We start from the raw sequence: 22,854 nt of genomic DNA on the forward strand, positions 1-22,854 counted from the left end.
AAGAGCGTACAATGGCCCCTTGTGGAAACCGTAGCCCTGGCCGTTCTGCTCCTATTTGGGCTTCTCAACCTCTACGCCTTCCACCGCTTCCGCAAGCCCCTCCTTCCCCTCGTCCTGGCCCTTTTCCTGAGCTTCTTCGTCTTCTTCCTTTCCCCGGCCCTGGGGCTTCTGGTCTTCCTGGTGGGCCAGACCCTGGCCTTTTACGCCGCCGGGAAGAGGTGAAAGCTGAGGAGGGCCACCAAGGCCCCCAGGAGGGCCCCCACCAGGACCTCGAGGTAGGTGTGGCCCAGAAGCTCTTTCAGGGGCTCAGGGGCCGGGCCCTTCTCCAGCACCTTCTGCAATTCCTGCACCAGCTGGTTCAGGAGCTGGGCGTGGAGCCCCGCGGCCCGGCGGATGCCGGTGGCGTCGTACATGACGATCAGGGCGAAGACCGCGGCCACGGCGAAAAGGGAGGAGCCAAAACCCTCCTCCAGCCCCACCCCTATGGCCAGGGCGCTCACCGTGGCCGAGTGGGAGCTGGGCATCCCCCCGGTTTCCAGGAAGCGCTCCCATTGAAAGCGGCCCTCGAGGACGTAGTAGATGAAAAGCTTCAGGGTCTGGGCCAGGAAGTTGGCCAGGAGGGCTGTCCAGAAGATCTGGTTAGCGAGGAGGTCCATGCCGCCTGCGGATCGCCGCCTTTACCGTGTTGGCCATGAGCATGGCCACGGTCATGGGCCCCACGCCCCCCGGGACCGGGGTGAGGGCGGAAGCCACCTCCGCCACCTCGGGGTGCACGTCCCCCACCAGCCTGCCCTCCACCCGGTTCACCCCCACGTCCACCACCACGGCCCCGGGGCGGACCCAGTCCTTGCGCACCAGGTGGGGACGGCCCACGGCCACCACCAGCACCTCGGCCCGGCGGGCCACCTGGGGCAGGTCCTGGGTACGGGAATGGGCCACGGTCACCGTGGCGTCCTCCCGCAGGAGGAGGCCGGCTAGGGGTTTGCCCACGATGTTGGAGCGGCCGATGACCACCACCTCCTTCCCCCGAAGCCCCACCCCATGGTGCTGCAGGAGGCGGAGGATCCCCAAGGGGGTGCAGGGGAAAAGCCCCTCCCCCCCGCTCCATAACTGGCCCACGTTCACCGGGTGAAACCCGTCCACGTCCTTGGCGGGGGAGATGGCCTCCAAGACCCGTTCCGCCCGGATGTGGGGCGGCAAGGGCAGCTGGACCAGGATCCCGTCCACCTCCGGGTCCTGGTTCAGCTCCCCAATGCGCTCCAGAAGGGCCTCTTCCGGCGTGTCCTCGGGGTAGACCTCCACCTGGCTCCTAAGCCCCAGCTCCCGGGCCCTTTTGTCCTTCAGGCGTACGTAGGAAACCGAAGCCGGGTCCTCCCCCAGGCGGATCACCCGCAGGGAGGGCACGAAGGAGAGGGCCTTCAGGGTCTCGCGGAGCTCGCGGTAGACGGCCTCCGCCACCTCGTGGCCGGAAAGGGTGCGGGCCAAGGTCATCTCAGGCCTCCTTGGGTACGGTGGTCAACTCCCCCTCCTGGATGCGCCGGAAAAGGCGCCCCAGGACCCCGTTCACAAAAGCCCCCGAGTGTTCCCCGCCGTAGCGGTTGGCGATCTTCACCGCCACCTCGATGAGGGGGGCGAAGGGGGTGGGCTCGTAGAGCATCTCGTAGGCGGCCAGGCGCAGCACGGTGAGGTCGGTCTTGGACATCTGGCCAAAGTCCCAGCCCTCCACCGTCTCCCTAAGCGCCCGGTCCACCTCCTCCTGGCGGGCCTTATAGCCTTCCAGAAGCCGCCTGGCGAAGGCCACCCCTTCCTCGTCCAAGGGGTCGCCGTAGGGGTCATCCTCCCCGCCCATCTCCTCCAGGGTGTGGCGGAAGGCCTCCTCCAGGGGCACGCCCCCTTGGGTGTGGGCGAAGAGGGCCCGCATGGCCAGCTCCCGGGCGCGCCTAAGCATGGGCCTCCTTGCGGTACTCCACCTGGGCCACGGTGAGGTTCACCGCCCGCACCTTTTCCCCGGTGGCCAGGAAAAGGGCCTCGGCCACCGCCTTTTGCACCGCCTGGGCCAGCTCGGGGATGGCCACCCCGTAGTCCACGGAAAGGAGCAGGTCCACGGCGAGGCCCTCGGGGGTCCGCTCCACCTTGATGGGTTTGGCGCGCCGGAACACCTCCCCCAGGGAGCGGGGGGCGGTTTCCAGAAGGCGCACGCCCTCGAGGCCCGAAAGGGCATGGGCCACCAGGCCCTCGAGGGCGTGGTCGCTGATCTCATAGTCCACCATCACACGCCCAGTCTACAACTCCATGCGCCGGGCCACGAAGTTGGTGTAGACCGCCCCCCGGCGGAAGAAGGCGTTTTGCAGGACCTTCTGGTGGAAGGGGATGGTGGTCTTGAGCCCCGGCCCCTCGATCACCGTCTCGGAAAGGGCCCGCTCCATCCGCCGTATGGCCTCCTCCCGGGTGGGGGCCCAGGCGATGACCTTGGCGATGAGGCTGTCGTAGTGGGGCGGGATCTGGTAGCCCGCGTAGAGGTGGCTGTCCACCCGGATGCCGGGGCCACCCGGGAAAAGCAGGGTCTCCACCTTGCCGATGGAGGGCCTAAAGCCCTTCTCTGGGTCCTCGGCGTTGATGCGCACCTCAATGGCGTGGCCCCGGACCCCGATATCCTCCTGCTTGAGCCAAAGCTTCTCCCCCTGGGCGATGCGGAACTGGGCCTGGACCAGGTCCACGCCGGTGATCATCTCCGTGATGGGGTGCTCCACCTGGATGCGGGTGTTCATCTCGATGAAGTAGAAGTTCCCCTCCTTGTCCACCAAGAACTCCAGGGTGCCCGCGGACACGTAGCCCACGTGCCGGGCCAGGCGGGCCGCGGCCTCGGCGATGGCCTTGCGGGTTTCCAAGGGGAGGACGCTGGGGGCTTCCTCCAAGAGCTTCTGGTGCCGCCTTTGGATGGAGCAGTCCCGCTCCCAAAGGTGGATGACGTTCTCCCCATCCCCCAGGACCTGGATCTCGATGTGCTTGGGCTCCTCAATGTACTTCTCCAGGTAGACCGCGGGGTTGCCAAAGGCGGCCCGGGCCTCCTCCTGGGCCTGCTGGATGGCCCGCTCCAACTCCTCCTCGGTGTGCACCACCCGCATCCCCCGGCCCCCACCCCCGGCGGAAGCCTTGAGGATCACGGGGTAGCCGATCTCCGCGGCCGCCCGCTTGGCCTCCTCCACGCCCTGAAGCTCGTCCGTGCCCGGCACCGTGGGCACCCCGGCCTCCCGGGCCACCTTCCGGGCCGTGGCCTTGTCGCCCAGGGCCCGCATGTTCTCCGGGGTAGGACCGATGAAGGTGATGCCGTGCTCGCGGCACATCTCGGCGAAGGTGGCGTTTTCCGCCAGGAAGCCGTAGCCGGGGTGGATGGCGTCCGCCCCGGTCACGATGGCCGCGGAAAGGAGGTTGGGGATGTTGAGGTAGCTCTGCCCCGAAGGGGGCGGCCCGATGCAGATGGCCTCGTCCGCCAGGAGGACGGGCAGGCTCTTCTCGTCGGCGGTGGAGTGGGCCACCACGGTTTTGAGGCCCAGTTCCTTGGCGGCCCGGATGATCCTGAGGGCGATCTCGCCGCGGTTGGCAATCAGGACCTTCCTCATAGGGGCTGGATCAGGAAGAGGGGCTGGCCGTACTCCACCGGCTCCCCGTTTTGCACCAGGATCTTCTTCACGACGCCCGAAACCTCGGACTCGATCTCGTTCATCAGCTTCATGGCCTCGATGATGCAAAGGACCTGGCCCTTCTCCACCCGGTCCCCCTCTTTGACGTAGGGGGGGGCATCGGGGGCTGGGGCGCGGTAGAAGGTGCCCACGATGGGGGCCTTGACCTCCACGCACCCGGCGCACTCCTCCTCGGCCCGCTCCCTCTTGGGGGGCTCGGCTGGGGCGGGGGGCGGGGCGGCCACCACCTGGGGCACGGCCACCACCTGGACCTCGCCCCCCCGGCGGACGGTGAGCTTGTAGTCGGGGGTTTCCAGGGTAAGCTCGTTCACCCCGTGCTCCACCAAAGCCTGCAGGATCTGTTTTAGCTCCTTGGGCGTCATAGGCCTACCTCGTGGCATAAAGCTTACCCCAAAAGCCAAAGGGCGGGGCTTCTTTGGACTTGGTAAAAACCAGGGGGCCCAGGCGCACCTGGGCCCCCTCGGTCCCTCCGCCTAGGCCCGGCCCACGTACTGGCCGGTGCGGGTATCCACCTTGATGACCTCCCCCGGCTCCACGAAGAGGGGCACCTGCACCACCGCCCCCGTTTCCAGGGTGGCGGGCTTGGAGCCGCCGGAAACCGTGTCCCCCCGGACCCCGGGCGGGGTGTCCACCACCTTGAGCTCCACCACCGTGGGCGGGGTGATCTTCAGGGGCCGGCCCTCGTACATGTCCCCCAGGACGGTCATGCCTTCCTTGAGGAAGCGGGCCGCCTCCACCTGGTCCTTGGGCAGGTGGAACTGCTCGTAGGTTTCCAGGTCCATGAAGACCAGGTCCTCCCCCTCGGCGTAGAGGTACTGGAGCTCCCGGGTCTCCACGTAAATGTCCTCCAGCTTTTCCCCGGAGTTGAAGGTGCGCTCAATGGTGGCCCCGGTTTCCAGGTTCTTGAACTTGGCCACCACCTTGGCGCCGCCGCGGCCGATCTTCTGGTGCTGGTACTCCACGCACTCCCACAGGCCGCCTTCCATCCTTACCTTGGTGCCGGGCCGTAGATCGGTCACGCTGATCATGCTGCCTCCTCGAGGTCCAGGACCTGGGGCCTGAGCCCTAAGAGGTCAATATACCGGAGGTAGTCCTCTTCCCCAAGCTCCCTCCCCGCCAGGGCCACCAAGAGGGCCTCCATAACGTTGGTGCCGAAGCTGCGCCCACCCAGGCGGGGGGTGGTGGTGATGAGCCGCTTAGCCCCCCGCGCCTTGAGGAAGGCCACGTCCTCGAGGGTGGTGGTGTTGGTGAGGACCGTCTTCCCCTCCATCCTCTCGGGCATGTACCGCTTCAGGTAGTGCCAGTCCCCCGCCACCACGTCGGCCCAGAGGTAGTAGCGGCTCCGCCAGTCCACCACCCGCTTCTCCTGCTCCTTCCCCGTGGGGTAGAGGAGGTGGAAGGGGAGCTGGGTGAGAAGGGGCAGGAGCAAAAAGGCCAGCTTCTGCAAGAAGGAGAGGCTATAGAGGGGAATGGGGAGGCCCAGGGCAAAGATAAAGTCCCCGTAGAGCACCCGGGCCCCGGCCTCGGCCAGGGCCTCGGCCAGGCCGAAGCGGTCCACAGCCGAGGGCAGGAGCACCCGGGTATCCTTCCAGGGAACCAGGCCGGCCAGCTCAGCCACCGCCCGACGCTCCAGGGTGTGCTTGAGGCCCGAGCCGTCCACCACCGGGGTCAGCCTGGCCGCCTTCTTGAGGCGCAGGGCGTCGCGGATGGCGTAGCGGCGTCCCCCTGCCCAGAGGTAGAGGTCTATCCCCCCCAGGCCGATGGCGTCCACCTTTCCGTCCAGCTCCCCGATGAGGGCCAGGGCCTTGGCGAAATCCCCATCCGTCCCCCGCCGCTCCAAGACCACCCGCTCCCCTAAAAGCTCCACCTCGGCCACGGAATCGCGGCGGCTGGAGCCTAGGGAGACCGAAACCACGCGCTTGGCCACGAGGGGCTATTTTAGCCCGAAAAAAAGGCCAAGGGCCAAGAAGAGGGCGGCGAGGAGGAAGAAGGGCCAGGCCTGGCGTACCCCCAGGAGGCGGGCCAGGAGGCCGAAGACCAGGCTGCCGAAGGCCAGGGCCAGGAAGAGGGCCTCGAGGTTGGCGAGAAACGCCCGCATACCCCCCTAGGCTAGCGCAACACCCGTCCCAAGAAGGCCAAGACCCGCTCGCGAAACCGCCTCTCGGCCTCCCCGCGGAAGAGGTGGCCCGCCGGGTAGCTGAAGCACTCCACGGGCTTGCCCAGGGCCTTGAGCCTCCGGCAGAGCTCCCAGGACCACTCCGGGGGAACCTGGGCGTCCTGGGTACCGTGGTGGACGCTAAAGGGCAAGGAGAGCTCCCCCAGGTAGGTCCAGGCCGAGGCCTGTTCCAGGACCTTAGGGGGCAAGGTCAAAAGCTCCCCTCCCCGCCTGCCCTGGGACCAGAAGCGGATCTGCTCCAGGTTCCGCCGCTCGTCCCCGCTCATGCTCCCGTAAAGGACCACCCCCTTTAGCCCCCGGTCCACCAGGGCCACCACCTGGGCCACCCCGCCCCCCATGGAGTGGCCAAACAGGGCGATGCGCGAGGGGTCGGCCTGGGGGAAGGCCCCTTGGCGCACCTCGGCCAGGAGGTGGAGCACGTCCACGGCGTAGGCGTGGCGCAGGCCCGAGGCCGGCTCCCCTTGGGATGGGGGGTGGCCCCGGTAGTTGGGGTGGAGGGCCAAAAAGCCCCGCTCCGCCAGGAAGTCGGCGTAGGGGGTGGTGTAGGCGAGGAGGCGGTAGCGGCTCGGCTCCACGTAGCCGTGGAGGACCACCACCACGGGAAAGGGCCCCCGGCCCTTGGGGAGGTTGGCGAAGCCGTGGACCCGGAGGCCGTCGGAAAGGTAGGAGAACTGGACCCGGGTGAAGCGAGGCCCCTCCCCAAGCCCCCGCTCCACCCGGAAGCCCCCTTCCCCGTACGTCCTGGTCCTCAGCTCGGGCAGGGTGAGGACCTGGGCCAGGGCGGGAAGGAGAAGAAGGCCGAGAAAGGCCAAGCCCCTTAGCCCCATGGCCCAAGCTTAGGGGACCGCCCTCGGTCTAGGTGTGCTCCCGCACCAACCAGCCCGCCTGCAAGCCCTTGAGGCCGATGGCGTGGTAGACCAGCTGGGCCGCGGTCATCTCCGCGTGGAACTGGCCGTTGGGGGAAAGCTCCACAAAGTCCATCCCCACCACCTCCTTCTCGGCGAAGACCGCCTCGAGGAGGTCCACGGCCTGGCGGTAGGAAAGCCCCCCGGGCAGAGGGGTGCCCACGCTGGGCATCACCGAGGGGTCCAAGGCGTCAAAGTCAAAGCTGATGTAGACCCGCCTTCCCAAAGCGGCCAGGATCTCCCTAAGGGGCAGCCCTTCCCGGTGGAGGCGGTGGGCCGGGAAGAGGGCCACCCCCCTTTCCCGCACCAGGGCCAAGGAGTCCCGGTCCATGGCCCGGATCCCCACCTGCACCAGTTGGAAGCCCTCCCCCAAAAGGCGGTGGAAGGGGGAGGCGTGGGAGTAGGCCGAGCCCTGCCACTCGGGGTAGAGGTCCCCGTGGGCGTCAATGTGCAGGAGGGAAAACTCCCCCAAGGCCTCCCGGTGGGCCTGGACCAGGGGATGGACGATGGAGTGGTCCCCCCCTAGGCTCACCAGGAACTTTCCCGCCCGCAGGTGGCGCAGGGCCTCCTCCCGGATGAGGGCGTGGCTTTCCTGGGCAGACCCCGCCACCCAGGGAACGGGCTCGGCCCCGTGGATCCCCACAGCCTCCGGGGCCACCCCCAGCTCCAAGGAGAAGGGCTCCAGTTCCCGGCTGGCCAGGAGGATGGCCTCAGGGCCCCGCCTGGCCCCGGGAAGGAAGGAAAGGGAAAGGTCGTAGGGCACGGGCAGGACCACCACCCGCGCCTCCGCGTAAGGGGTATCGTGCTCGCCAAAAGGCAGGCGCATACCCCCCAAGCCTAGCAGAAGCCCGGCCTAGCGGCCCAGGAAGAAGAGCTCCAATAGGCGTAGAATGGCCAGGGTGCCCCGCTCAAAATCCCCGATGCGGATGTGCTCGTTGGGGCTATGGACCCGGCTTCCCGGGTACCCCACCCCCAGGCCCACCGCCGGGGCCTTGAGGTGGTGGAGGAAGGGGTGCATGGGACCCGAGCCCGCCATGTTGGGGTAGAGGACGGCCTTGCGCCCATGGGCCTCCTCCAAGGCCTTCCGGGCCAGGGCCACGAAGGGGTGGGAGAGGTCGGAGCGGGCCGGGCGCTCCCCCTTCTCCAAGACCACCACCTCCACGTCGTGGAAGCCCTGGGCCTCGAGGTGGCGCTTGAGGAGCCCAGGCACCTCCTCAGGGTCCTGCTCGGGCACCAGGCGGAAGTCCAGCTTGGCCCGGGCCTCGGCGGGCAGGACCGTCTTGGAACCCGGCCCGCCATAGCCCGCGTGGAAGCCGTTGAAGTTCACGCAGGGCTCGGTGTAAAGGCGCTGGTTGAACTCCAGGTTCCGGGCCCCACCCAGGAAGTCCCGCACCCCAAAGGCCTCCTTGAGGGCGGCGGACTCGTCGGGAATCTCCGCCAGCACCTCCATCTCCAAGGGGGTGAGGGGGCGGACCCGGTCGTAAAACCCTGGGATGAGGACCCGACCCTCCTCGTCCCGCAGGGAGGCCAGGGCCCGGCTCAGGCGGTAGATGGGGTTTTCCACCACCGCCCCGTAGGAGGAGTGGAGGTCAAAGGCAGCGGTACGCACCCTAAGCTCCAGGGCCACAATGCCCTTCAGGCCGGCGTAGAGGTAGGGACGGCCCTGGGCGTCCACCCCCCCCGCCTCCCAGAGGATGGCCTGGGCCTGAAGGCGGTGGGCCTGGGCGGCCACGTAGCCTTCCAGGTGGGGGCTACCCACCTCCTCCTCCCCCTCCACCACGAACTTCACCCGGGGGAGGAAGCCGTGCTTTTCTCGGAAAAGCCGCAGGGCCACCACCCGGGCCACCAGCTCCCCCTTGTCGTCGTGGACCCCCCGGCCGTACCAGGCCCCATCCCGCTCCGTGAGGGTGAAGGGATCCGTCTGCCAAAGCTCCAAGGGGTCTGGAGGCTGTACGTCGTAATGGTTGTAGAAGAGAAGGGTCTTCTCCCCCTCCCCCCCCTCGGCGTAGACCACCGGCGGCCCGTACCCCGGGTGGAGCTCGGCCTTCAGGCCCAAACCCTCCAGGACCTCGGCCACCTTGGCCGCCCCGGCCTCGAGGGCCCGGCCCTCGGCGCTCACCGTGGGCAGGGCCACCAGTTCCGCCAAAAGCCCCTTGGCCTCTTCCAAAAAGCCCGCCATGGTAGGATGAGCATACTATGGTGGAACCCTCCTTGGTCCTCTACGGGAGCCTGTACGAACGGGCCATGGACCTCCTGGAGGAAACCCTGCGGGAAACGGGAGCCCGCTACGGCCTCCTCATCGACCGCAAGGGCTTCGTCCTGGCCCATAAGGAGGCCCTATGGGCCCCCAAGCCCCCGCCCTTGGACTCCCTGGCCACCCTGGTGGCGGGCAACGCCGCCGCCACCCAGGCCCTGGCCAAGCTCCTGGGAGAGGTTCGCTTCCAGGAGCTGGTCCACCAGGGGGAGCGGATGGGCCTCTACGTGGATGAGGCCGGCGACCATGCCCTCCTCCTCCTGGTCTTTGACGAGAACGCCCCCTTGGGCAAGGTCAAGCTCTACGGCAAACGGGCCGCCGAGGCCCTGGCCCGGCTGGCCGAGGAGGCTTTAGCCAACCCGCCCAAACTCAACCTGGACACCCAGTACCGCGAGGAAGCCAAAGCCCTTCTGGACGAACTCTTCGGCAACTAGCATGAGCACCATCAACTTCGCCAACCGCGAGATCAACTTCAAGATCGTCTATTACGGACCAGGCCTTTCGGGGAAGACCACCAACCTAAAGTGGATCTACGGCAAAATCCCTGAGGGCCGCAAGGGGGAGATGGTCTCCTTGGCCACCGAGGACGAGCGCACCCTCTTCTTTGACTTCCTCCCCCTGGACCTGGGAGAGGTCAAGGGCTTCAAGACCCGCTTCCACCTCTACACGGTCCCCGGACAGGTCTTTTACAACGCCAGCCGCAAGCTCATCCTCCGGGGGGTGGACGGGATCGTCTTCGTGGCCGACTCCGCCCCGGGACGCTTGCGGGCCAACGCCGAGAGCATGCGCAACATGCGGGAGAACCTGGCCGAGTACGGCCTCAAGGTGGAGGACCTCCCCGTGGTCCTCCAGGTCAACAAGCGGGACCTGCCGGACGCCCTGCCCGTGGAAATGGTCCAGGCGGTGGTGGACCCCGAGCGCCGCTTTCCCCTCTTCGAGGCGGTGGCCACCGAGGGGAAAGGGGTGTTTGAAACCCTTAAGGAAGTGAGCCGCCTGGTCCTGGCCCGGGTGGGAAGCCAGGCCTAAAAGGCAGGCCTTCGGGCCGGGGGAAAAGTCCCCCGGCCTTTTTATACCCATCTGGGGTATATGAGAGGCCCTTAGAAAACGCCCGGGGTTAGGGACAAATGTACTTCATCCTTTTCCTCACCTTTGGCTAACATAACCCCCGTATACGGCAAACCGCCGTGAGGAGGGAAAGCTATGGAGGAAAAGCCGGTCGGTGCCATGGGAGTGATTGTGGTTCTCACCCTCACCATCCTGATCTTCTGGCTGGGGGTATACGCCATCTTCTTCGCAAGGGGGTAAGCCATGGTGGACGAACACAAGGCCCACAAAGCCATCCTCGCCTATGAAAAGGGTTGGTTGGCCTTCTCCTTGGCCATGGTCCTGGTCTTCATCGCCCTCATCGCCTACACCCTGGCCACCCACACCGCAGGGGTCATCCCCGCGGGCCAGCTGGAGCGGGTAGACCCCACCAAGGTGCGCACGGAAGGCCCCTGGGCGGACCCGGCCCAGGCGGTGGTGCAGACCGGCCCCAACCAGTACACGGTCCACGTCCTGGCCTACGCCTTCGGCTACCAGCCCAACCCCATTGAGGTGCCCAAGGGGGCGGAGATCATCTTCAAGATCACCAGCCCCGATGTCATCCACGGCTTCCACGTGGAGGGCACCAACATCAACGTGGAGGTTCTCCCCGGCGACGTCTCCACCGTGCGCTACACCTTCAAGAAGGCGGGCGAGTACCGCATCATCTGCAACCAGTACTGCGGCCTCGGCCATCAGAACATGTTCGGCAAGATCGTGGTGAAGGAGTGAGCCATGGCGGTGCGTGTAGCTGAAAGCCGCATTTATGAGGCCCATCCGGAGAAAAAGGCCACCCTCTACTTCCTGGTCCTGGGCTTCATCGCCGTCATCATCGGCAGCCTCTTCGGCCCCTTCCAGGCCCTGAACTACGGCAATGTGGACGCCTACCCCCTGCTGAAGCGCCTTCTGCCCTTCGTCCAGTCCTACTACCAGGGCCTGACCCTGCACGGGGTCCTGAACGCCATCGTCTTCACCCAGCTCTTCGCCCAGGCCATCATGGTCTACCTGCCCGCCCGGGAGCTGAACCTTAGGCCCAACATGGGCCTCCTGTGGCTCTCCTGGTGGATGGCCTTCATCGGCCTGGTGATGGCCGCCTTGCCCCTTCTGGCCAACGAGGCCACGGTCCTCTACACCTTCTACCCGCCCCTCCAGGGCCACTGGGCCTTCTACCTGGGGGCCAGCATCTTCGTCCTCTCCACCTGGGTGAGCATCTACATCGTCCTGGACCTGTGGCGGCGCTGGAGGGCCCAGAACCCCGGCAAGGTGACGCCCCTGGTCACCTACATGGCCGTGGTCTACTGGCTCATGTGGTTCATCGCCTCCATCGGGCTGGTGCTGGAGGCCGTCCTCTTCTTGCTCCCCTGGTCCTTCGGCCTCATCAAGGGCGTGGACCCCTTGATCGCCCGTACCCTCTTCTGGTGGACGGGCCACCCCATCGTCTACTTCTGGCTCCTTCCGGCCTACGCCATCATCTACGCCGTCCTGCCCAAGCAGGCGGGGGGGAAGTTGGTCTCCGACCCCATGGCCCGCCTGGCCTTCCTCCTCTTCCTCCTCCTCTCCACCCCGGTGGGCTTCCACCATCAGTTCGCCGACCCGGGCATCGACCCCACCTGGAAGATGATCCACTCCATCCTCACCATGTTCGTGGCGGTGCCCAGCCTCATGACCGCCTTCACCGTGGCCGCCAGCCTGGAGTTTGCCGGGAGGATGCGGGGAGGCAAGGGCCTGCTGGGCTGGATCAAGGCCCTGCCCTGGGATAACCCCGCCTTCGTGGCCCCGGTGCTGGGCCTCATCGGCTTCATCCCCGGCGGGGCGGGGGGGATAGTGAACGCCAGCTTCACCCTGGACTACGTTGTGCACAACACCATCTGGATCGCCGGCCACTTCCACCTGCAGGTAGCCAGCCTGGTGACCCTGACCGCCATGGGCTCCCTATGGTGGCTGATCCCCAACCTGACGGGCAAGCCCATCTCCGACGCCCAAAGGCGGCTTGGCCTGGGGGTGGTATGGCTCTGGTTCATCGGGATGATGGTCATGGCCCTAGGCCTCCACTGGCAGGGCCTCCTCAACGTGCCCCGGCGGGCCTACATCGCCCAGGTACCCGACGCCTACGCCCACAGCGCCCTCCCCATGGTCTTCAACATCCTGGCGGGCATCATCCTCCTGGTGGCCCTCCTCCTCTTCATCTACGGCCTCTTCAGCGTCCTGTTGGGCCGGGAGCGGAGGCCGGAGCTGGCCGAAGCCCCCGTGCCCTTCGCCGAGGTGCTTTCCGGGCCTGAGGACCAGCCCCTGGTCCGGGCCATGGACCGAATCGGCTTCTGGTTCGCCGTGGCGGTGATCCTGGTGGTCCTGTCCTACGGCCCCACCCTGGTCCAGCTCTTCAGTAACGTCAACCTGGTGCCTGGGTTGCGGCTCTGGTAAGGGGGCTTAGGCTCAAGGGCCGGGGCTTCCGGCCCTTGACCTTTTTCCGGGATAGGGGCAAGGCTATGGGGGTGGGCTTTGTCTCGGGCCGCGGCCTCCACGGGGTGGTGGGGCTAACCCTTCTCCCCTTTTTCCTTCAGTTCCTGGGCCTAGGGCTCGGCGGGGTGCTGGGCCAAGGGCTTTGCGGCAGCGCCTTAGGGGTTTCCGAGGTGGAAGCCGTGAGGTACGGCTTGGTGAGCGAGTACTACCTGTACGGCCAGCTCTTCCTGGCCCTTTTGGCCCTTAAGGTCACCTACGCCCTGGTCCTCATCAGCCTGCGCTTCATGTACCCGGAAAAGGACCCTCCCTTCGCCCCCCTGGTCTGGAGGGTGGGCGTGGGGCTTTCCGGGGTTTTCCTGGCCCTTTTCCTCCTCACCCGGACCCTGCCCCTCCCCTTCGCCACCCCCTTGGGGCCTGCCCTGCTTTCCCCGGCCCCCCTGGATCCCCTCTCCCTCCTCATGGTCCTTCCCGAGCCCGCCCTGCTTTGGCTTTACCTCCGCTACCGGCCATGAAGCTCTCCCCCCTGGTCTACCTGTTGGGCACGGTCAGTTTCCTCATGGACGTGGCCAGCGAGATGGTCTATCCCCTTCTGCCCCTCTTCCTGGCGAGCCTGGGAGCCGGCACCGGCACCATCGGGCTGGTGGAAGGGGTGGCGGAGGCCACGGCCAGCCTCTTCAAGGTGGTGGGGGGCAGGCTCTCTGACCGCATGGGGGCGCGGAAGCCCCTCCTCCTTTTGGGGTATGGCCTGCCGGGCCTCCTCCGCCCCCTCCTGGCCTTGGCCACCGGTCCTGGACAGGTTCTCCTCTACCGCTTCCTGGACCGGGTGGGCAAAGGCCTGCGCACCGCCCCCCGGGACGCCCTCCTGGCGGAGAGCGTCCCCCAGGAGGCCTTGGGCCGGGCCTACGGCCTGCACCGGGGCATGGACACCCTGGGGGCCACGGTGGGCCCCCTCCTGGCCTTCCTCCTCCTGCCCCACCTCGGGGTGCGGGGGGTGTTCTGGGCCTCGGCGGTACCCGCGCTTTTGGCCCTGTTGGTCCTCCTGGGGCTGCGGGAGGGGAGGCGGGCCTCCTCGAGGCCCACCCCCCTCCCCCCCCTCCGCCCCTCGGCCATGCCCCCCGCCTACCGCCGCTTCCTCCTGGTGTCCTCGGTGTTTGCCTTGGCCCTTTCCTCCAACGCCTTCCTCCTCCTGCGGCTGAAGGACCTAGGCCTTTCCGAAGGGGAGGTCACCCTGGCCTACACCGCCTACAACCTCCTGTATGCCCTCCTCTCCTACCCCCTGGGTAGCCTGGCCGACCGGATCGGCCTTCGGCGGGTGGTGGCCCTGGGGTTTGCCCTTTACGCCCTGGTCTACCTGGGCTTCGCCTGGGCCTATAGCCCCCTCTTGGGTGTGGCCTTTCTCCTGCTTTATGCCCTCTATTCCGCCGCCTTTGAGGGGGCAAGCCGGGCCTACCTGGCCACTTTGGTGCCCCAAGAGGCCAAGGCCAGCGCCATCGGGCTGTACCACACCGTGGTGGGGATCCTCCTCCTCCCCGCCAGCCTCCTCTTTGGCCTCCTCTGGGAGCACGGGAGCGCTCCCTTGGCCTTTGCCGCCGGGGCTGGCCTAGCCCTTTTGGCCCTCTTCCTCTTCCTCCTTGACGGGAAGAAGCCCCCGGCCTATCCTGGGTGAGGCCCCACGGGGCTTTGAGGAGGAAGGGGCAGAAAGCGCCTTCCCCCCTGACGGAGGAAAACATGCCCATCAGCAAGGAAGAGAAGCAGAAGGTCATTCAGGAGTTCGCCCGCTTCCCTGGGGACACAGGGAGCACCGAGGTGCAGGTGGCCCTCCTTACCCTGCGCATCAACCGGCTTTCCGAGCACCTGAAGGAGCACAAGCACGACCACCACTCCCACCGCGGCCTGCTGATGCTGGTGGGGCAAAGGCGGCGGCTTTTGCGTTACCTGGAGCGGGAAGACCCCGAGCGGTACCAGGCCCTGGTTGAGAAGCTGGGCCTTAGGAAGTAAACTAAGCTCAAGGTCGGGGGCGGGGCCGTGGGGCCCCGCCTTTCCTTTGAGGAGCGCCATGCCAGAAGCCACGCCCAATTCCCCCCAAGCCTTTCGGTACGAGACCCAGGTGGCCGGACGTCCCCTGGTCCTGGAAACCGGCAAGTACGCCAAACAAGCCTCGGGCGCCGTTTTGGTGCGCTATGGGGAAACCGTGGTCCTGGCCACGGCCCAAGCCTCGGAAACCCCCATTGAGGCCGACTTCCTCCCCCTTACCGTGGAGTTTGAGGAGCGGCACTACGCGGTGGGCAAGATCCCGGGAAGCTTCATGCGCCGGGAGGGGCGGCCTGGGGAGAAGGCCATCCTCTCCGCCCGGATGACCGACCGGCCCATCCGCCCCCTCTTCCCCAAGGGCTTCCGCCACGAGGTCCAGGTCATCGTCACCGTGCTCTCGGCGGACCAGAAAAACCCCCCGGACATCCTGGGGCCCACGGCGGCCAGCGCCGCCCTCCTCCTCTCCGACATCCCCTGGGAGGGCCCGGTGGCTGCGGTGCGGGTGGGGCTTATTGGGGGCCAGTTGGTCCTGAACCCCACCCTGCAGGAGCTGGAGGAAAGCGCCCTGGACCTGGTGGTGGCGGGAAGCCGGGAGGCCATCCTCATGGTGGAGGCGGGGGCCCAGGAGGTGGACGAGGAAACCCTGGTGCAGGCCCTGGAGTTCGCCCACCGGGAGATGCAGCCCATCCTGGACCTGCAGGAGGCCATGGCCCGGGCCCTGGGCAAGCCCAAGATGGCCTGGACCCCTCCGGAAACCCTCTCCGAGGAGGAGAAGGAAGCCTTCTACCGCCTGGCGGTGGCGCGGGGGCTTTCTCAGGTCCTGCAGACCGCCAGCAAAGGGGAAAGGAGCCGGGCCCTCGAGGCCTTTGCGGAAGCCCTCATCCTCGAGGCCCTGCCCAAGGGGGAGGACGGCACCCCCGAGGAGGCCAAAAAACCCCTCTACCAAAGCGCCTTCGGCGAGGTGGTGCGCCGGGAGCTCCGCCGCCTGGTGCTGGAGGAAGGGAAGCGGGCGGACGGACGGGGTCCTAGGGACCTGAGGCCCATCTGGATTGAGGTGGACGTCCTGCCCCGGGCCCACGGCTCGGCGGTCTTCACCCGGGGGGAGACCCAGGTGCTGGGCACGGTGACCCTGGGAACGGGCCGGGACGAGCAGATCATCGACGACCTGGGCATTGACGAGACGGAGAAGTTCCTGGTCCACTACAACTTCCCCCCCTTCTCCACCGGGGAGGTGAAGCGCCTCCGGGGGGTTTCCCGCCGGGAGGTGGGGCACGGCAACCTGGCCAAGCGGGCCCTGAAGGCGGTGATGCCCAAGGAGGCGGACTTCCCCTACACGGTGCGGGTGGTGGGGGATGTGCTGGAGTCCAACGGCTCCAGCTCCATGGCCACGGTCTGCGCCGGATGCCTGGCCCTGATGGACGCCGGAGTGCCCCTCAAGGCCCCCGTGGCCGGGGTGGCCATGGGGCTGGTGTGGGAAGGGGAACGGGCGGTGATCCTCACGGACATCCTGGGCCTCGAGGACGCCCTGGGGGACATGGACTTCAAGGTGGCGGGTAGCCGCAAGGGGGTCACCGCCTTGCAGATGGACAACAAGGTGGGGGGCCTTCCCCGGGAGGTGCTCAAGGAAGCCCTCCTCCAGGCCAAGGAGGCCCGCTTGCGGATCCTGGACCTGATGGAAAGCGTCCTCCCCGGCCCCCGGCCCGAGCTCAAGCCCCACGCCCCCCGCATCCTCTCCCTCAAGGTGCCCGTGGAGAAGATCGGCCTGGTCATCGGCCCCGGGGGCAAGAACGTGCGGGCCTTGGAGGAGCTTGGGGTGGAGGTGGACATCGAGGAAGACGGGACGGTGCGCATCTACTCCAGCGACATGGAGGCGGCCCAGAAGGCCAAAAAGCGCGTGGAGGAGCTCACCATGGAGGCCAAGGTGGGGGAGGTTTACGAGGGCACCGTCACCAAAATCACCCCCTTCGGGGCCTTCATCAGCCTCTTCCCCGGCACGGAAGGCCTCTTGCACATCAGCCAGATCGCCCCAGGCCGGGTGGAGCGGGTGGAGGACCACCTCAAGGTGGGGGACGTGATCAAGGTCAAGGTCCACCGCATTGACGAGCGGGGGAAGATCGACCTGATCCGCCCCGAGCTGGAGGGCAAGATCCCCCCCAGGCGGCGCGGCTAGCCCCCTGGGGGGTTCCCTAGGACGCATCCCGGCCCTACCGGGAAGATGGGAGGTTTATGGAAAACCAAGAACGTAAGCCCAGAAGGAGGCGGCGCCGCAAACCCCAGGAGGGGGCTTTGGGAGGGGGCCAGGACCTCCAGGACTTCGTGGAGATCATCCCCTTGGGGGGGATGGGGGAGATCGGCAAGAACATCACCGCCTTCCGCTACCGGGACGAAATCTTCGTGCTGGACGGGGGACTGGCCTTTCCCGACGAGGGGATGCCCGGGGTGGACCTCCTCATCCCCCGGGTGGACTACCTCCTGGAGCACCGCCACCTCATCAAGGCCTGGGTGCTCACCCACGGCCACGAGGACCACATCGGGGGCTTGCCCTTTCTCCTGCCCATGGTCTTCGGCAAGGAGAGCCCGGTGCCCATCTACGGGGCCCGGCTCACCCTGGGCCTCCTCAAGGGCAAGCTGGAGGAGTTCGGCCTACGGCCCGGGGCCTTCAACCTCAAGGAGGTCTCCCCCGACGACCGGATCCAGGTGGGGCGGTACTTCACCCTGGACCTCTTCCGCATGACCCACTCCATCCCCGACAACTCCGGGGTGGTCATCCGCACCCCCGTGGGCACCATCGTCCACACCGGGGACTTCAAGCTGGACCCCACGCCCATCGACGGCAAGGTCTCCCACCTGGCCAAGGTGGCCCAGGCCGGGGCGGAAGGGGTTTTGCTCCTCATCGCCGACGCCACCAACGCCGAGCGCCCCGGCTACACCCCAAGCGAGATGGAGATCGCCAAGGAGCTGGACCGGGTGATCGCCCGGGCCCCGGGGAGGGTTTTCGTCACCACCTTCGCCAGCCACATCCACCGCATCCAGTCGGTGATCTGGGCGGCGGAGAAGTACGGGCGCAAGGTGGCCATGGAGGGGCGGAGCATGCTGAAGTTCAGCCGCATCGCCCTGGACCTGGGCTACCTGAAGGTGAAGGACCGCCTTTACACCCTGGAGGAGGTCAAGGACCTCCCCGACCACCAGGTCCTGATCCTGGCCACGGGCAGCCAGGGCCAGCCCATGTCCGTCCTCTCCCGCCTGGCCTTTGAGGGGCACGCCAAGATGGCCATCAAGCCGGGGGACACGGTGATCCTCTCCTCCAGCCCCATCCCCGGGAACGAGGAGGCGGTGAACCGGGTCATCAACCGCCTCTACGCCCTGGGGGCCTACGTCCTCTACCCCCCCACCTACAAGGTCCACGCCTCCGGCCACGCCTCCCAGGAGGAGCTGAAGCTGATCCTCAACCTCACCACCCCCCGCTTCTTCCTCCCCTGGCACGGGGAGGTGCGCCACCAGACCAACCTCAAATGGCTGGCCGAGGGGATGAGCCGGCCCCCGGAGAAGACCCTGATCGGGGAGAACGGGGCCGTGTACCGGCTGAGCCGGAACGGCTTTGAGAAGGCGGGGGAGGTGGCCCATGGGGTGCTCTACGTGGATGGCCTGGGGGTGGGGGACATCACCGAGGAGATCCTGGCCGACCGCCGCCACATGGCCGAGGAGGGGCTGGTGGTCATCACCGCCTTGGCCGGCCAGGACCCGGTGGTGGAGGTGGTCTCCCGGGGCTTCGTGAAAGCGGGGGAGAAACTTTTGGGGGAGGTGCGCCGCATGGCCCTCGAGGCCCTACAAAACGGCGTGCGGGAGAAAAAGCCTCTGGAGCGCATCCGGGACGATATCTACTACCCGGTAAAGAAGTTTTTGAAAAAGGCCACGGGCCGCGACCCCATGATCCTGCCCGTGGTCATTGAGGGGTGAGCCATGTACAAGAGCCTGCTCCTGCCCACGGACGGCAGCGAGGCCGCGGAGAAGGGGGTAAGGGAGGGCCTCCGCCTGGCCAAGGCCCTGGGGGCCCGGGTGGCCTTCCTCCATGCCCTAGAACCCCTGGGGCCTAGGCTCCTCCTGGGACCGGAAACCCTCCCCTACTACCAGGCCCTCCTGGAGGATCTGCGCCGGGCGGGCCTCCAGGCCCTGGACCGGGCCACCCGCCTGGCCGAGGAACTGGGGGTGCCCTTTGAGGCCCACCTCCTGGAAGGGCGGGCGGCGGAGGCCATCCTCGAGGCCGCCCAGAGGCACGACCTTATCGTCATGGGCAGCCACGGGCGCACGGGCCTGGACCAGGTGCTCCTGGGCAGCGTGGCCCTGGAGGTGGTCCGCCGCTCGGCCAAGCCCGTCCTGGTGGTGCCTTACCGCAGGCTGTAAAGCCAGAGGAGGCCCAGGAGGTACAGGCCCAGAAGGGCCAGGGTGTCCCAGGAGAGGACCGCCAGCTTCCGCAGGGCCTGGTAGCTCATCCCCAGGAGGACCACCCCGTACATGGCCAAGGCCACCAGCACCGCCGCCAGGTGGCTTTCGTGGGCGGCAGGGAAGAAGGCCCCGGGGTAGAGGAGGTCGTCCCAGGCCAGGATGAGGGCGTTGAAGAGGTTGCTCCCCAGGAGGTTCCCCACCGCCAGGTCAAAGGCCCCCAGCCGGGCGGCGCTCAGGGTGACCGCCACCTCGGGCAAGGAGGTGACGGCCCCCACCAGGGCCGTGCCCACGAAGCTGGCCCCCAGGCCGGTCTCCTCCGCCAGGCGCTCGGCCAGGGTGGGCAGGAGGCTGGCCCCCAGGACCACCAAGGCGCCAAACCCCACGTACCCCCGCGCGGCCTGGGCCAGGGAGAGGCGCTCGTAAAGCCTTTCCAGCCGCTCCGCCTCCGCCTGGGGGCGCCGCCTCTCGTAGAGGAAGGTCAGGCGGGTGGCCAGGAGGTAAAGGGCCAGGGCCAAGGGGCTATACCACCCCACGGGGCCCCATACCGGCCCCCCCCAGAAGAGGGCCGCCCCCTGGAGGGAGAGGAAGAGGAGGGCAAAGCCCACCGCCAGGGCGTGCCCGGCGTGGAGCCGCCCCAAGAGGGGCACCCTTCCCCCCACGGCGTCCAGAAGGGAGAGGATGAGGAGGTTGAAGAGGGTGCTTCCCAGGACGTCGCCCACGGCGATGTCCACCAGGCCCTGCAGGGCGGCGCTGGTGCCGGTGAGGAGCTCGGGCAGGCTGGTGGTGGCCGCCACCAGGATGAGGCCCACCCAGGCCCGGCCCCAGCCCTTCTTCTCCGCTAGGGCGTCCCCGTAATAGGCCACCCGCTGGCCCGCCAGGACCACCAGGAGGGCCACGCCCAGGAAGGCCAGCCAGGTCATACCCGCTGGCGCAACAGCCTGAGGAGGTCAAAGCGGGAGATGATTCCCAAAGGCCTTTGTTCCTCGTCCACCACGGGGACGTGGTTGATGTCGTAGGCCAGCATCCGTTCCAGGACCTGGGCTAAGGGGTCCTCGAGGCCCACGGCGTGCACCGGGGCGCTCATGATCTCCTCCACCCGGGTGGACCGGGCCTCCTCCAAAAGGCGCTCCAGCCCCTCCCCGCCCAGGAAGCGCCCCAGGAGCATGGGGGCGCGGAAGGTGGAAAAGGGGATACCCCGCTCCTTGAGAAAGTCGCTTTCGGTCACGATGCCGGCCAAGCGCCCCTCCTTGTCCACCACCAGGACGCTCCCGATGCGCTTTTCCACCATGAGCCGGGCCACCTGGTCCAAGGTGGTGCCTAGGGGCACGGCCACCACCGGGCTCACCATGACCTCCTTGGCCTTCACCGCCGCACCTCCTTCCGCCATACTATCCGGTCCACCCCTTCCGCTATCCCCCAGGCGGCCAGGGCCAGGGCCAGGACCAGGGCCCAGGTCCACGGGGCCAGGGGAACGGCCTCCACCACCTGGGGGACCCCCGACCCCAGGAGGAGCTGGGCCAGGATGCCCAAGGCCACGGCCCCGTGCAGGTAGGGGTTGGGCTGGGGCATCAGGTGGGTGTGGCGGGCGGCGTAGGCGAAGAAAAGCTGGCCCACGGCCATGAAGTGGAAGGTGGCGCTGCGGGCGGCCTCGAGGCCCACCCACCCCGGCAGGAGGCCGAGGAGGAGAAGGGCGATCCCCGCCTTGACGCTCCCCGTGAGGAGGACAAAGCGCAGGGAAGGGGCATCCAAAAGGGGGCTTTCCTTGGGCCGGGGCGGGCGGCGCAAGACCCCGGGGTTCTGGTCCAAGGCCAGGGCCAGGGCGGGCAGGCCATCGGTCACCAGGTTGATCCAGAGGATCTGCACCGCGGTAAGGGGGAGAAGGAGGTGCCCCGCCGCGTCCCTAAGCCCCAGCCAGGCGGCGAAGACCATGCCCAGGGCCACCACCAGGACCTCGGAAAGGTTGGTGGAAAAGAGGAAGCGGATGAACTTCTGGATGTTCTCGTAGATGCTCCGCCCCTCCTCAATGGCGGCCACGATGGTGGCAAAGTTATCGTCCAGGAGGACCAGATCCGCCACCTCCCGGGAAACGTCGGAACCCCGCTGCCCCATGGCCACGCCCACGTCGGCCCGCTTGAGGGCGGGGGCGTCGTTCACCCCGTCCCCGGTGACCGCCACCACCTCCCCGGCCTTCTGGAAAGCCTCCACGATGCGCAGCTTGTCCTCGGGGCGCACCCGGGCGAAGACATCCACCTCCAGAAGCTCCTCGTCGGAAAGTCCGGCGATTTCCTCCCCCGTGGCCACCACCTCCGCGGGGATGCCCACGCGGCGGGCCACGGCCAAGGCGGTGGCCGGGTGGTCCCCGGTGATCATCACCACCCGCACCCCCGCCTCCTGCACCCGCCGCACCGCCTCCGGCACCTCGGGCCGGGGAGGGTCCAGGAGGAGGACCAGGCCCAAAAAGGCCAGCCCCTCCTCCCTTTCCCCTTCCCCAAAGGCCAAGGCCAGGACCCGGAAGCCCTTTTGGGCATGGGCCTCGGCCTCGGCCAGCCACCTGGCCCGCTCCTCCTCCCCCAGGGCCAGGCGGGGGATGAGGACCTCGGGAGCCCCCTTGAGGAAGCTCCCCTGGGGGGTGGTCACCCGCATGTACTTCCAGGCGCTGTCAAAGGGGCGCTCGGAAAGCCTGGGGTTTTCCGAGCGTACCCGGGCCACGTCCAGGCGTTCCGCGGCGTAGCGCAAGAGCCCAAGCTCCAAAGGGTCCCCGGCCCCCGTGGCCAGGTCGGCATCGTTGCAGAGGACCATGGCCAGGAGGGCCCCCTCGGGGTCCGGTCCCACCACCCCCTGCACCTCCATGCGGTTTTCCGTGAGGGTGCCCGTCTTGTCGGTGGCGATGACCGTCACGCTGCCCAGGGCCTCCACCGCGGCCAGGCGGCGCACCACGGCCTGGCGGCGGGCCATGCGCTCCACCCCCAGGGCCAGGGCCAGGGTGAGGACCGCGGGCAGGCCCTCGGGCACCGCGGCCACCCCCAGGGCCACGGCGAAAAGGATCACCTTGGCGGAAAACCCCTCCAGGAGAAAGCCCAGGAGGACCAGGACCAGGGCCAGGAGGATAACCCAGCGGGCCACCCGGTGGCCGAAGGCCTCCAGGCGCCGCTCCAAAGGGGTTTTCTCCTCCTCCATCTCGGCCAGAAGACCCGCGATCCGCCCCATGGCGCTCCGCAGGCCGGTGCGGGTAACCTGCAAAAGGGCGCGGCCCCGCACCAGCAGGGTGCCGGCGTAGACCTCGGCCCCCTCCTCCTTTTCCACGGGGACGCTTTCCCCGGTGAGGACGCTTTCGTCCACCAGGGCGGTTTGGGCCTCGAGGAGCACCCCGTCCGCCGGGACCCGGTCCCCGGCCTCCAGGCGCACCAGGTCCCCGGGCACGATCTCCCGACTCCTTAGGTGCTGGAAGCGCCCGTCCCGCAACACCCAGGCCATGGGCTCGGCCAGGGCCTTCAGGTGCTTGAGGGCCTCCTCGGAGCGCTTTTCCTGGAAAGCACCCAAGGTAGCGTTGAGGAGGAGGATGGCCAGGATGGCCAAGGACTCCAAGGGAAGACCCCTGGCGCCCTCCGCCAGCCACAGGCCCAGGTCCACGGCCAGGGCGAAGAGGAGAAGGTAGATGAGAGGGCTTTGGAACTGGCGCAGGAACTTTCGCCAGAAGGGCTCGGGGGGCTTTTCGGGCAGGGCGTTGGGACCGTACTCCCTAAGCCTCCGCCGCGCCTCTTCGGACGTGAGTCCCCGCATGGGCTACAGGATACCCCAAGG

27 protein-coding genes are annotated in these 22,854 nt (G+C 67.8%); 12 read left to right on the forward strand and 15 right to left on the reverse strand.

The features are described from left to right. Positions 1 to 21: 21 nt before the first annotated feature. A complete protein-coding gene (locus tag TCCBUS3UF1_RS06830; RefSeq protein WP_014515782.1) occupies positions 22 to 222 on the forward strand; it encodes a hypothetical protein in 201 nt (66 codons plus the stop codon). Here the strand turns inward: TCCBUS3UF1_RS06830 and TCCBUS3UF1_RS06835 are convergent. The 12 genes from TCCBUS3UF1_RS06835 to TCCBUS3UF1_RS06885 all read right to left on the reverse strand — a co-directional run bounded on the left by TCCBUS3UF1_RS06835 (position 201) and on the right by TCCBUS3UF1_RS06885 (position 8,961). Continuing rightward, entirely contained in the window at positions 201 to 656 is a 456-nt protein-coding gene (locus TCCBUS3UF1_RS06835; RefSeq protein ID WP_014515783.1) for a divergent PAP2 family protein, read from the reverse strand. The two genes, TCCBUS3UF1_RS06830 and TCCBUS3UF1_RS06835, sit on opposite strands and share 22 nt — an antisense overlap. Beyond that, positions 640 to 1,491, reverse strand: coding sequence for a bifunctional 5,10-methylenetetrahydrofolate dehydrogenase/5,10-methenyltetrahydrofolate cyclohydrolase (locus TCCBUS3UF1_RS06840; RefSeq protein WP_014515784.1), 852 nt, complete (start codon positions 1,489 to 1,491; stop codon positions 640 to 642). Before TCCBUS3UF1_RS06840 ends, TCCBUS3UF1_RS06835 begins: the two co-directional genes overlap by 17 nt. Before the next feature lies 1 nt (position 1,492). Next, entirely contained in the window at positions 1,493 to 1,948 is a 456-nt protein-coding gene (gene nusB, locus TCCBUS3UF1_RS06845; RefSeq protein WP_014515785.1) for a transcription antitermination factor NusB, read from the reverse strand. Next, positions 1,941 to 2,270: an Asp23/Gls24 family envelope stress response protein gene (locus TCCBUS3UF1_RS06850; protein ID WP_014515786.1), complete on the reverse strand. Its 330-nt coding sequence runs from the start codon at positions 2,268 to 2,270 to the stop codon at positions 1,941 to 1,943. The genes nusB and TCCBUS3UF1_RS06850 overlap by 8 nt, the downstream gene beginning before the upstream one ends. A 12-nt stretch (positions 2,271 to 2,282) precedes the next feature. Next, positions 2,283 to 3,620: an acetyl-CoA carboxylase biotin carboxylase subunit gene (gene accC / locus TCCBUS3UF1_RS06855; RefSeq protein WP_014515787.1), complete on the reverse strand. Its 1,338-nt coding sequence runs from the start codon at positions 3,618 to 3,620 to the stop codon at positions 2,283 to 2,285. After that, the gene (accB, locus tag TCCBUS3UF1_RS06860) at positions 3,617 to 4,063 is read right to left on the reverse strand and encodes an acetyl-CoA carboxylase biotin carboxyl carrier protein (RefSeq protein ID WP_014515788.1); all 447 of its coding nucleotides are present in this window, start codon (positions 4,061 to 4,063) and stop codon (positions 3,617 to 3,619) included. The genes accC and accB overlap by 4 nt, the downstream gene beginning before the upstream one ends. 111 nt (positions 4,064 to 4,174) lie before the next feature. Then, positions 4,175 to 4,729 carry an elongation factor P gene (efp, locus tag TCCBUS3UF1_RS06865; protein WP_014515789.1) on the reverse strand — a complete coding sequence of 185 codons (555 nt, stop codon included), beginning with the start codon at positions 4,727 to 4,729 and terminating at the stop codon, positions 4,175 to 4,177. Further along, positions 4,726 to 5,628 carry a hypothetical protein gene (locus tag TCCBUS3UF1_RS06870; RefSeq protein WP_014515790.1) on the reverse strand — a complete coding sequence of 301 codons (903 nt, stop codon included), beginning with the start codon at positions 5,626 to 5,628 and terminating at the stop codon, positions 4,726 to 4,728. The genes efp and TCCBUS3UF1_RS06870 overlap by 4 nt, the downstream gene beginning before the upstream one ends. 6 nt (positions 5,629 to 5,634) lie before the next feature. Further along, positions 5,635 to 5,799, reverse strand: coding sequence for a hypothetical protein (locus TCCBUS3UF1_RS11890; protein WP_014515791.1), 165 nt, complete (start codon positions 5,797 to 5,799; stop codon positions 5,635 to 5,637). Positions 5,800 to 5,810: 11 nt separating this feature from the next. Next, a complete protein-coding gene (locus TCCBUS3UF1_RS06875) occupies positions 5,811 to 6,704 on the reverse strand; it encodes a S9 family peptidase (protein ID WP_014515792.1) in 894 nt (297 codons plus the stop codon). A gap of 28 nt (positions 6,705 to 6,732) precedes the next feature. Beyond that, complete coding sequence (gene speB, locus TCCBUS3UF1_RS06880) at positions 6,733 to 7,608, reverse strand: agmatinase (RefSeq protein ID WP_014515793.1); 876 nt, start codon at positions 7,606 to 7,608, stop codon at positions 6,733 to 6,735. Between the two features lie 27 nt (positions 7,609 to 7,635). Further along, positions 7,636 to 8,961, reverse strand: coding sequence for a M20/M25/M40 family metallo-hydrolase (locus TCCBUS3UF1_RS06885; protein WP_014515794.1), 1,326 nt, complete (start codon positions 8,959 to 8,961; stop codon positions 7,636 to 7,638). A gap of 17 nt (positions 8,962 to 8,978) precedes the next feature. Between TCCBUS3UF1_RS06885 and TCCBUS3UF1_RS06890 the strand changes: the two genes are divergently transcribed. The 11 genes from TCCBUS3UF1_RS06890 (at position 8,979) to TCCBUS3UF1_RS06940 (ending at position 19,011) form a co-directional block, all read left to right on the forward strand. Next, positions 8,979 to 9,470 carry a roadblock/LC7 domain-containing protein gene (locus tag TCCBUS3UF1_RS06890; RefSeq protein ID WP_014515795.1) on the forward strand — a complete coding sequence of 164 codons (492 nt, stop codon included), beginning with the start codon at positions 8,979 to 8,981 and terminating at the stop codon, positions 9,468 to 9,470. Position 9,471: 1 nt separating this feature from the next. Next, complete coding sequence (locus tag TCCBUS3UF1_RS06895) at positions 9,472 to 10,062, forward strand: ATP/GTP-binding protein (RefSeq protein WP_014515796.1); 591 nt, start codon at positions 9,472 to 9,474, stop codon at positions 10,060 to 10,062. Between the two features lie 174 nt (positions 10,063 to 10,236). Next, the gene (locus tag TCCBUS3UF1_RS06900; RefSeq protein WP_041433813.1) at positions 10,237 to 10,341 is read left to right on the forward strand and encodes a cytochrome c oxidase subunit 2A; all 105 of its coding nucleotides are present in this window, start codon (positions 10,237 to 10,239) and stop codon (positions 10,339 to 10,341) included. Between the two features lie 3 nt (positions 10,342 to 10,344). Further along, entirely contained in the window at positions 10,345 to 10,851 is a 507-nt protein-coding gene (locus TCCBUS3UF1_RS06905; protein WP_014515798.1) for a cupredoxin domain-containing protein, read from the forward strand. A 3-nt stretch (positions 10,852 to 10,854) separates the two neighbouring features. After that, positions 10,855 to 12,540, forward strand: a complete 1,686-nt coding sequence (locus TCCBUS3UF1_RS06910; protein WP_014515799.1) for a b(o/a)3-type cytochrome-c oxidase subunit 1 — start codon at positions 10,855 to 10,857, stop codon at positions 12,538 to 12,540. A 65-nt stretch (positions 12,541 to 12,605) separates the two neighbouring features. Beyond that, positions 12,606 to 13,091 carry a hypothetical protein gene (locus tag TCCBUS3UF1_RS06915; RefSeq protein ID WP_014515800.1) on the forward strand — a complete coding sequence of 162 codons (486 nt, stop codon included), beginning with the start codon at positions 12,606 to 12,608 and terminating at the stop codon, positions 13,089 to 13,091. After that, positions 13,088 to 14,245, forward strand: a complete 1,158-nt coding sequence (locus TCCBUS3UF1_RS06920; protein ID WP_014515801.1) for an MFS transporter — start codon at positions 13,088 to 13,090, stop codon at positions 14,243 to 14,245. Before TCCBUS3UF1_RS06915 ends, TCCBUS3UF1_RS06920 begins: the two co-directional genes overlap by 4 nt. A 62-nt stretch (positions 14,246 to 14,307) precedes the next feature. Then, positions 14,308 to 14,577: a 30S ribosomal protein S15 gene (rpsO, locus tag TCCBUS3UF1_RS06925; RefSeq protein ID WP_041433998.1), complete on the forward strand. Its 270-nt coding sequence runs from the start codon at positions 14,308 to 14,310 to the stop codon at positions 14,575 to 14,577. A gap of 58 nt (positions 14,578 to 14,635) precedes the next feature. Further along, positions 14,636 to 16,780, forward strand: a complete 2,145-nt coding sequence (pnp, locus tag TCCBUS3UF1_RS06930) for a polyribonucleotide nucleotidyltransferase (RefSeq protein ID WP_014515803.1) — start codon at positions 14,636 to 14,638, stop codon at positions 16,778 to 16,780. Positions 16,781 to 16,836: 56 nt separating this feature from the next. After that, the gene (locus TCCBUS3UF1_RS06935) at positions 16,837 to 18,567 is read left to right on the forward strand and encodes a ribonuclease J (protein WP_014515804.1); all 1,731 of its coding nucleotides are present in this window, start codon (positions 16,837 to 16,839) and stop codon (positions 18,565 to 18,567) included. 3 nt (positions 18,568 to 18,570) lie between these two features. After that, positions 18,571 to 19,011, forward strand: coding sequence for a universal stress protein (locus TCCBUS3UF1_RS06940; RefSeq protein ID WP_014515805.1), 441 nt, complete (start codon positions 18,571 to 18,573; stop codon positions 19,009 to 19,011). On the opposite strand, the gene TCCBUS3UF1_RS06945 is transcribed toward TCCBUS3UF1_RS06940, so the two are convergent. The 3 genes from TCCBUS3UF1_RS06945 to TCCBUS3UF1_RS06955 are packed head-to-tail and all read right to left on the reverse strand — an operon-like array spanning position 18,996 to position 22,833. Continuing rightward, a complete protein-coding gene (locus tag TCCBUS3UF1_RS06945; RefSeq protein ID WP_014515806.1) occupies positions 18,996 to 19,973 on the reverse strand; it encodes a sodium:calcium antiporter in 978 nt (325 codons plus the stop codon). The genes TCCBUS3UF1_RS06940 and TCCBUS3UF1_RS06945 overlap by 16 nt on opposite strands. Then, entirely contained in the window at positions 19,970 to 20,419 is a 450-nt protein-coding gene (locus TCCBUS3UF1_RS06950; RefSeq protein ID WP_014515807.1) for a CBS domain-containing protein, read from the reverse strand. The genes TCCBUS3UF1_RS06945 and TCCBUS3UF1_RS06950 overlap by 4 nt, the downstream gene beginning before the upstream one ends. Beyond that, positions 20,416 to 22,833, reverse strand: a complete 2,418-nt coding sequence (locus TCCBUS3UF1_RS06955; RefSeq protein WP_014515808.1) for a cation-transporting P-type ATPase — start codon at positions 22,831 to 22,833, stop codon at positions 20,416 to 20,418. The genes TCCBUS3UF1_RS06950 and TCCBUS3UF1_RS06955 overlap by 4 nt, the downstream gene beginning before the upstream one ends. Between the last annotated feature and the right edge of the window lie 21 nt (positions 22,834 to 22,854).

This window comes from Thermus sp. CCB_US3_UF1 (assembly GCF_000236585.1).
GTDB lineage: Bacteria > Deinococcota > Deinococci > Deinococcales > Thermaceae > Thermus.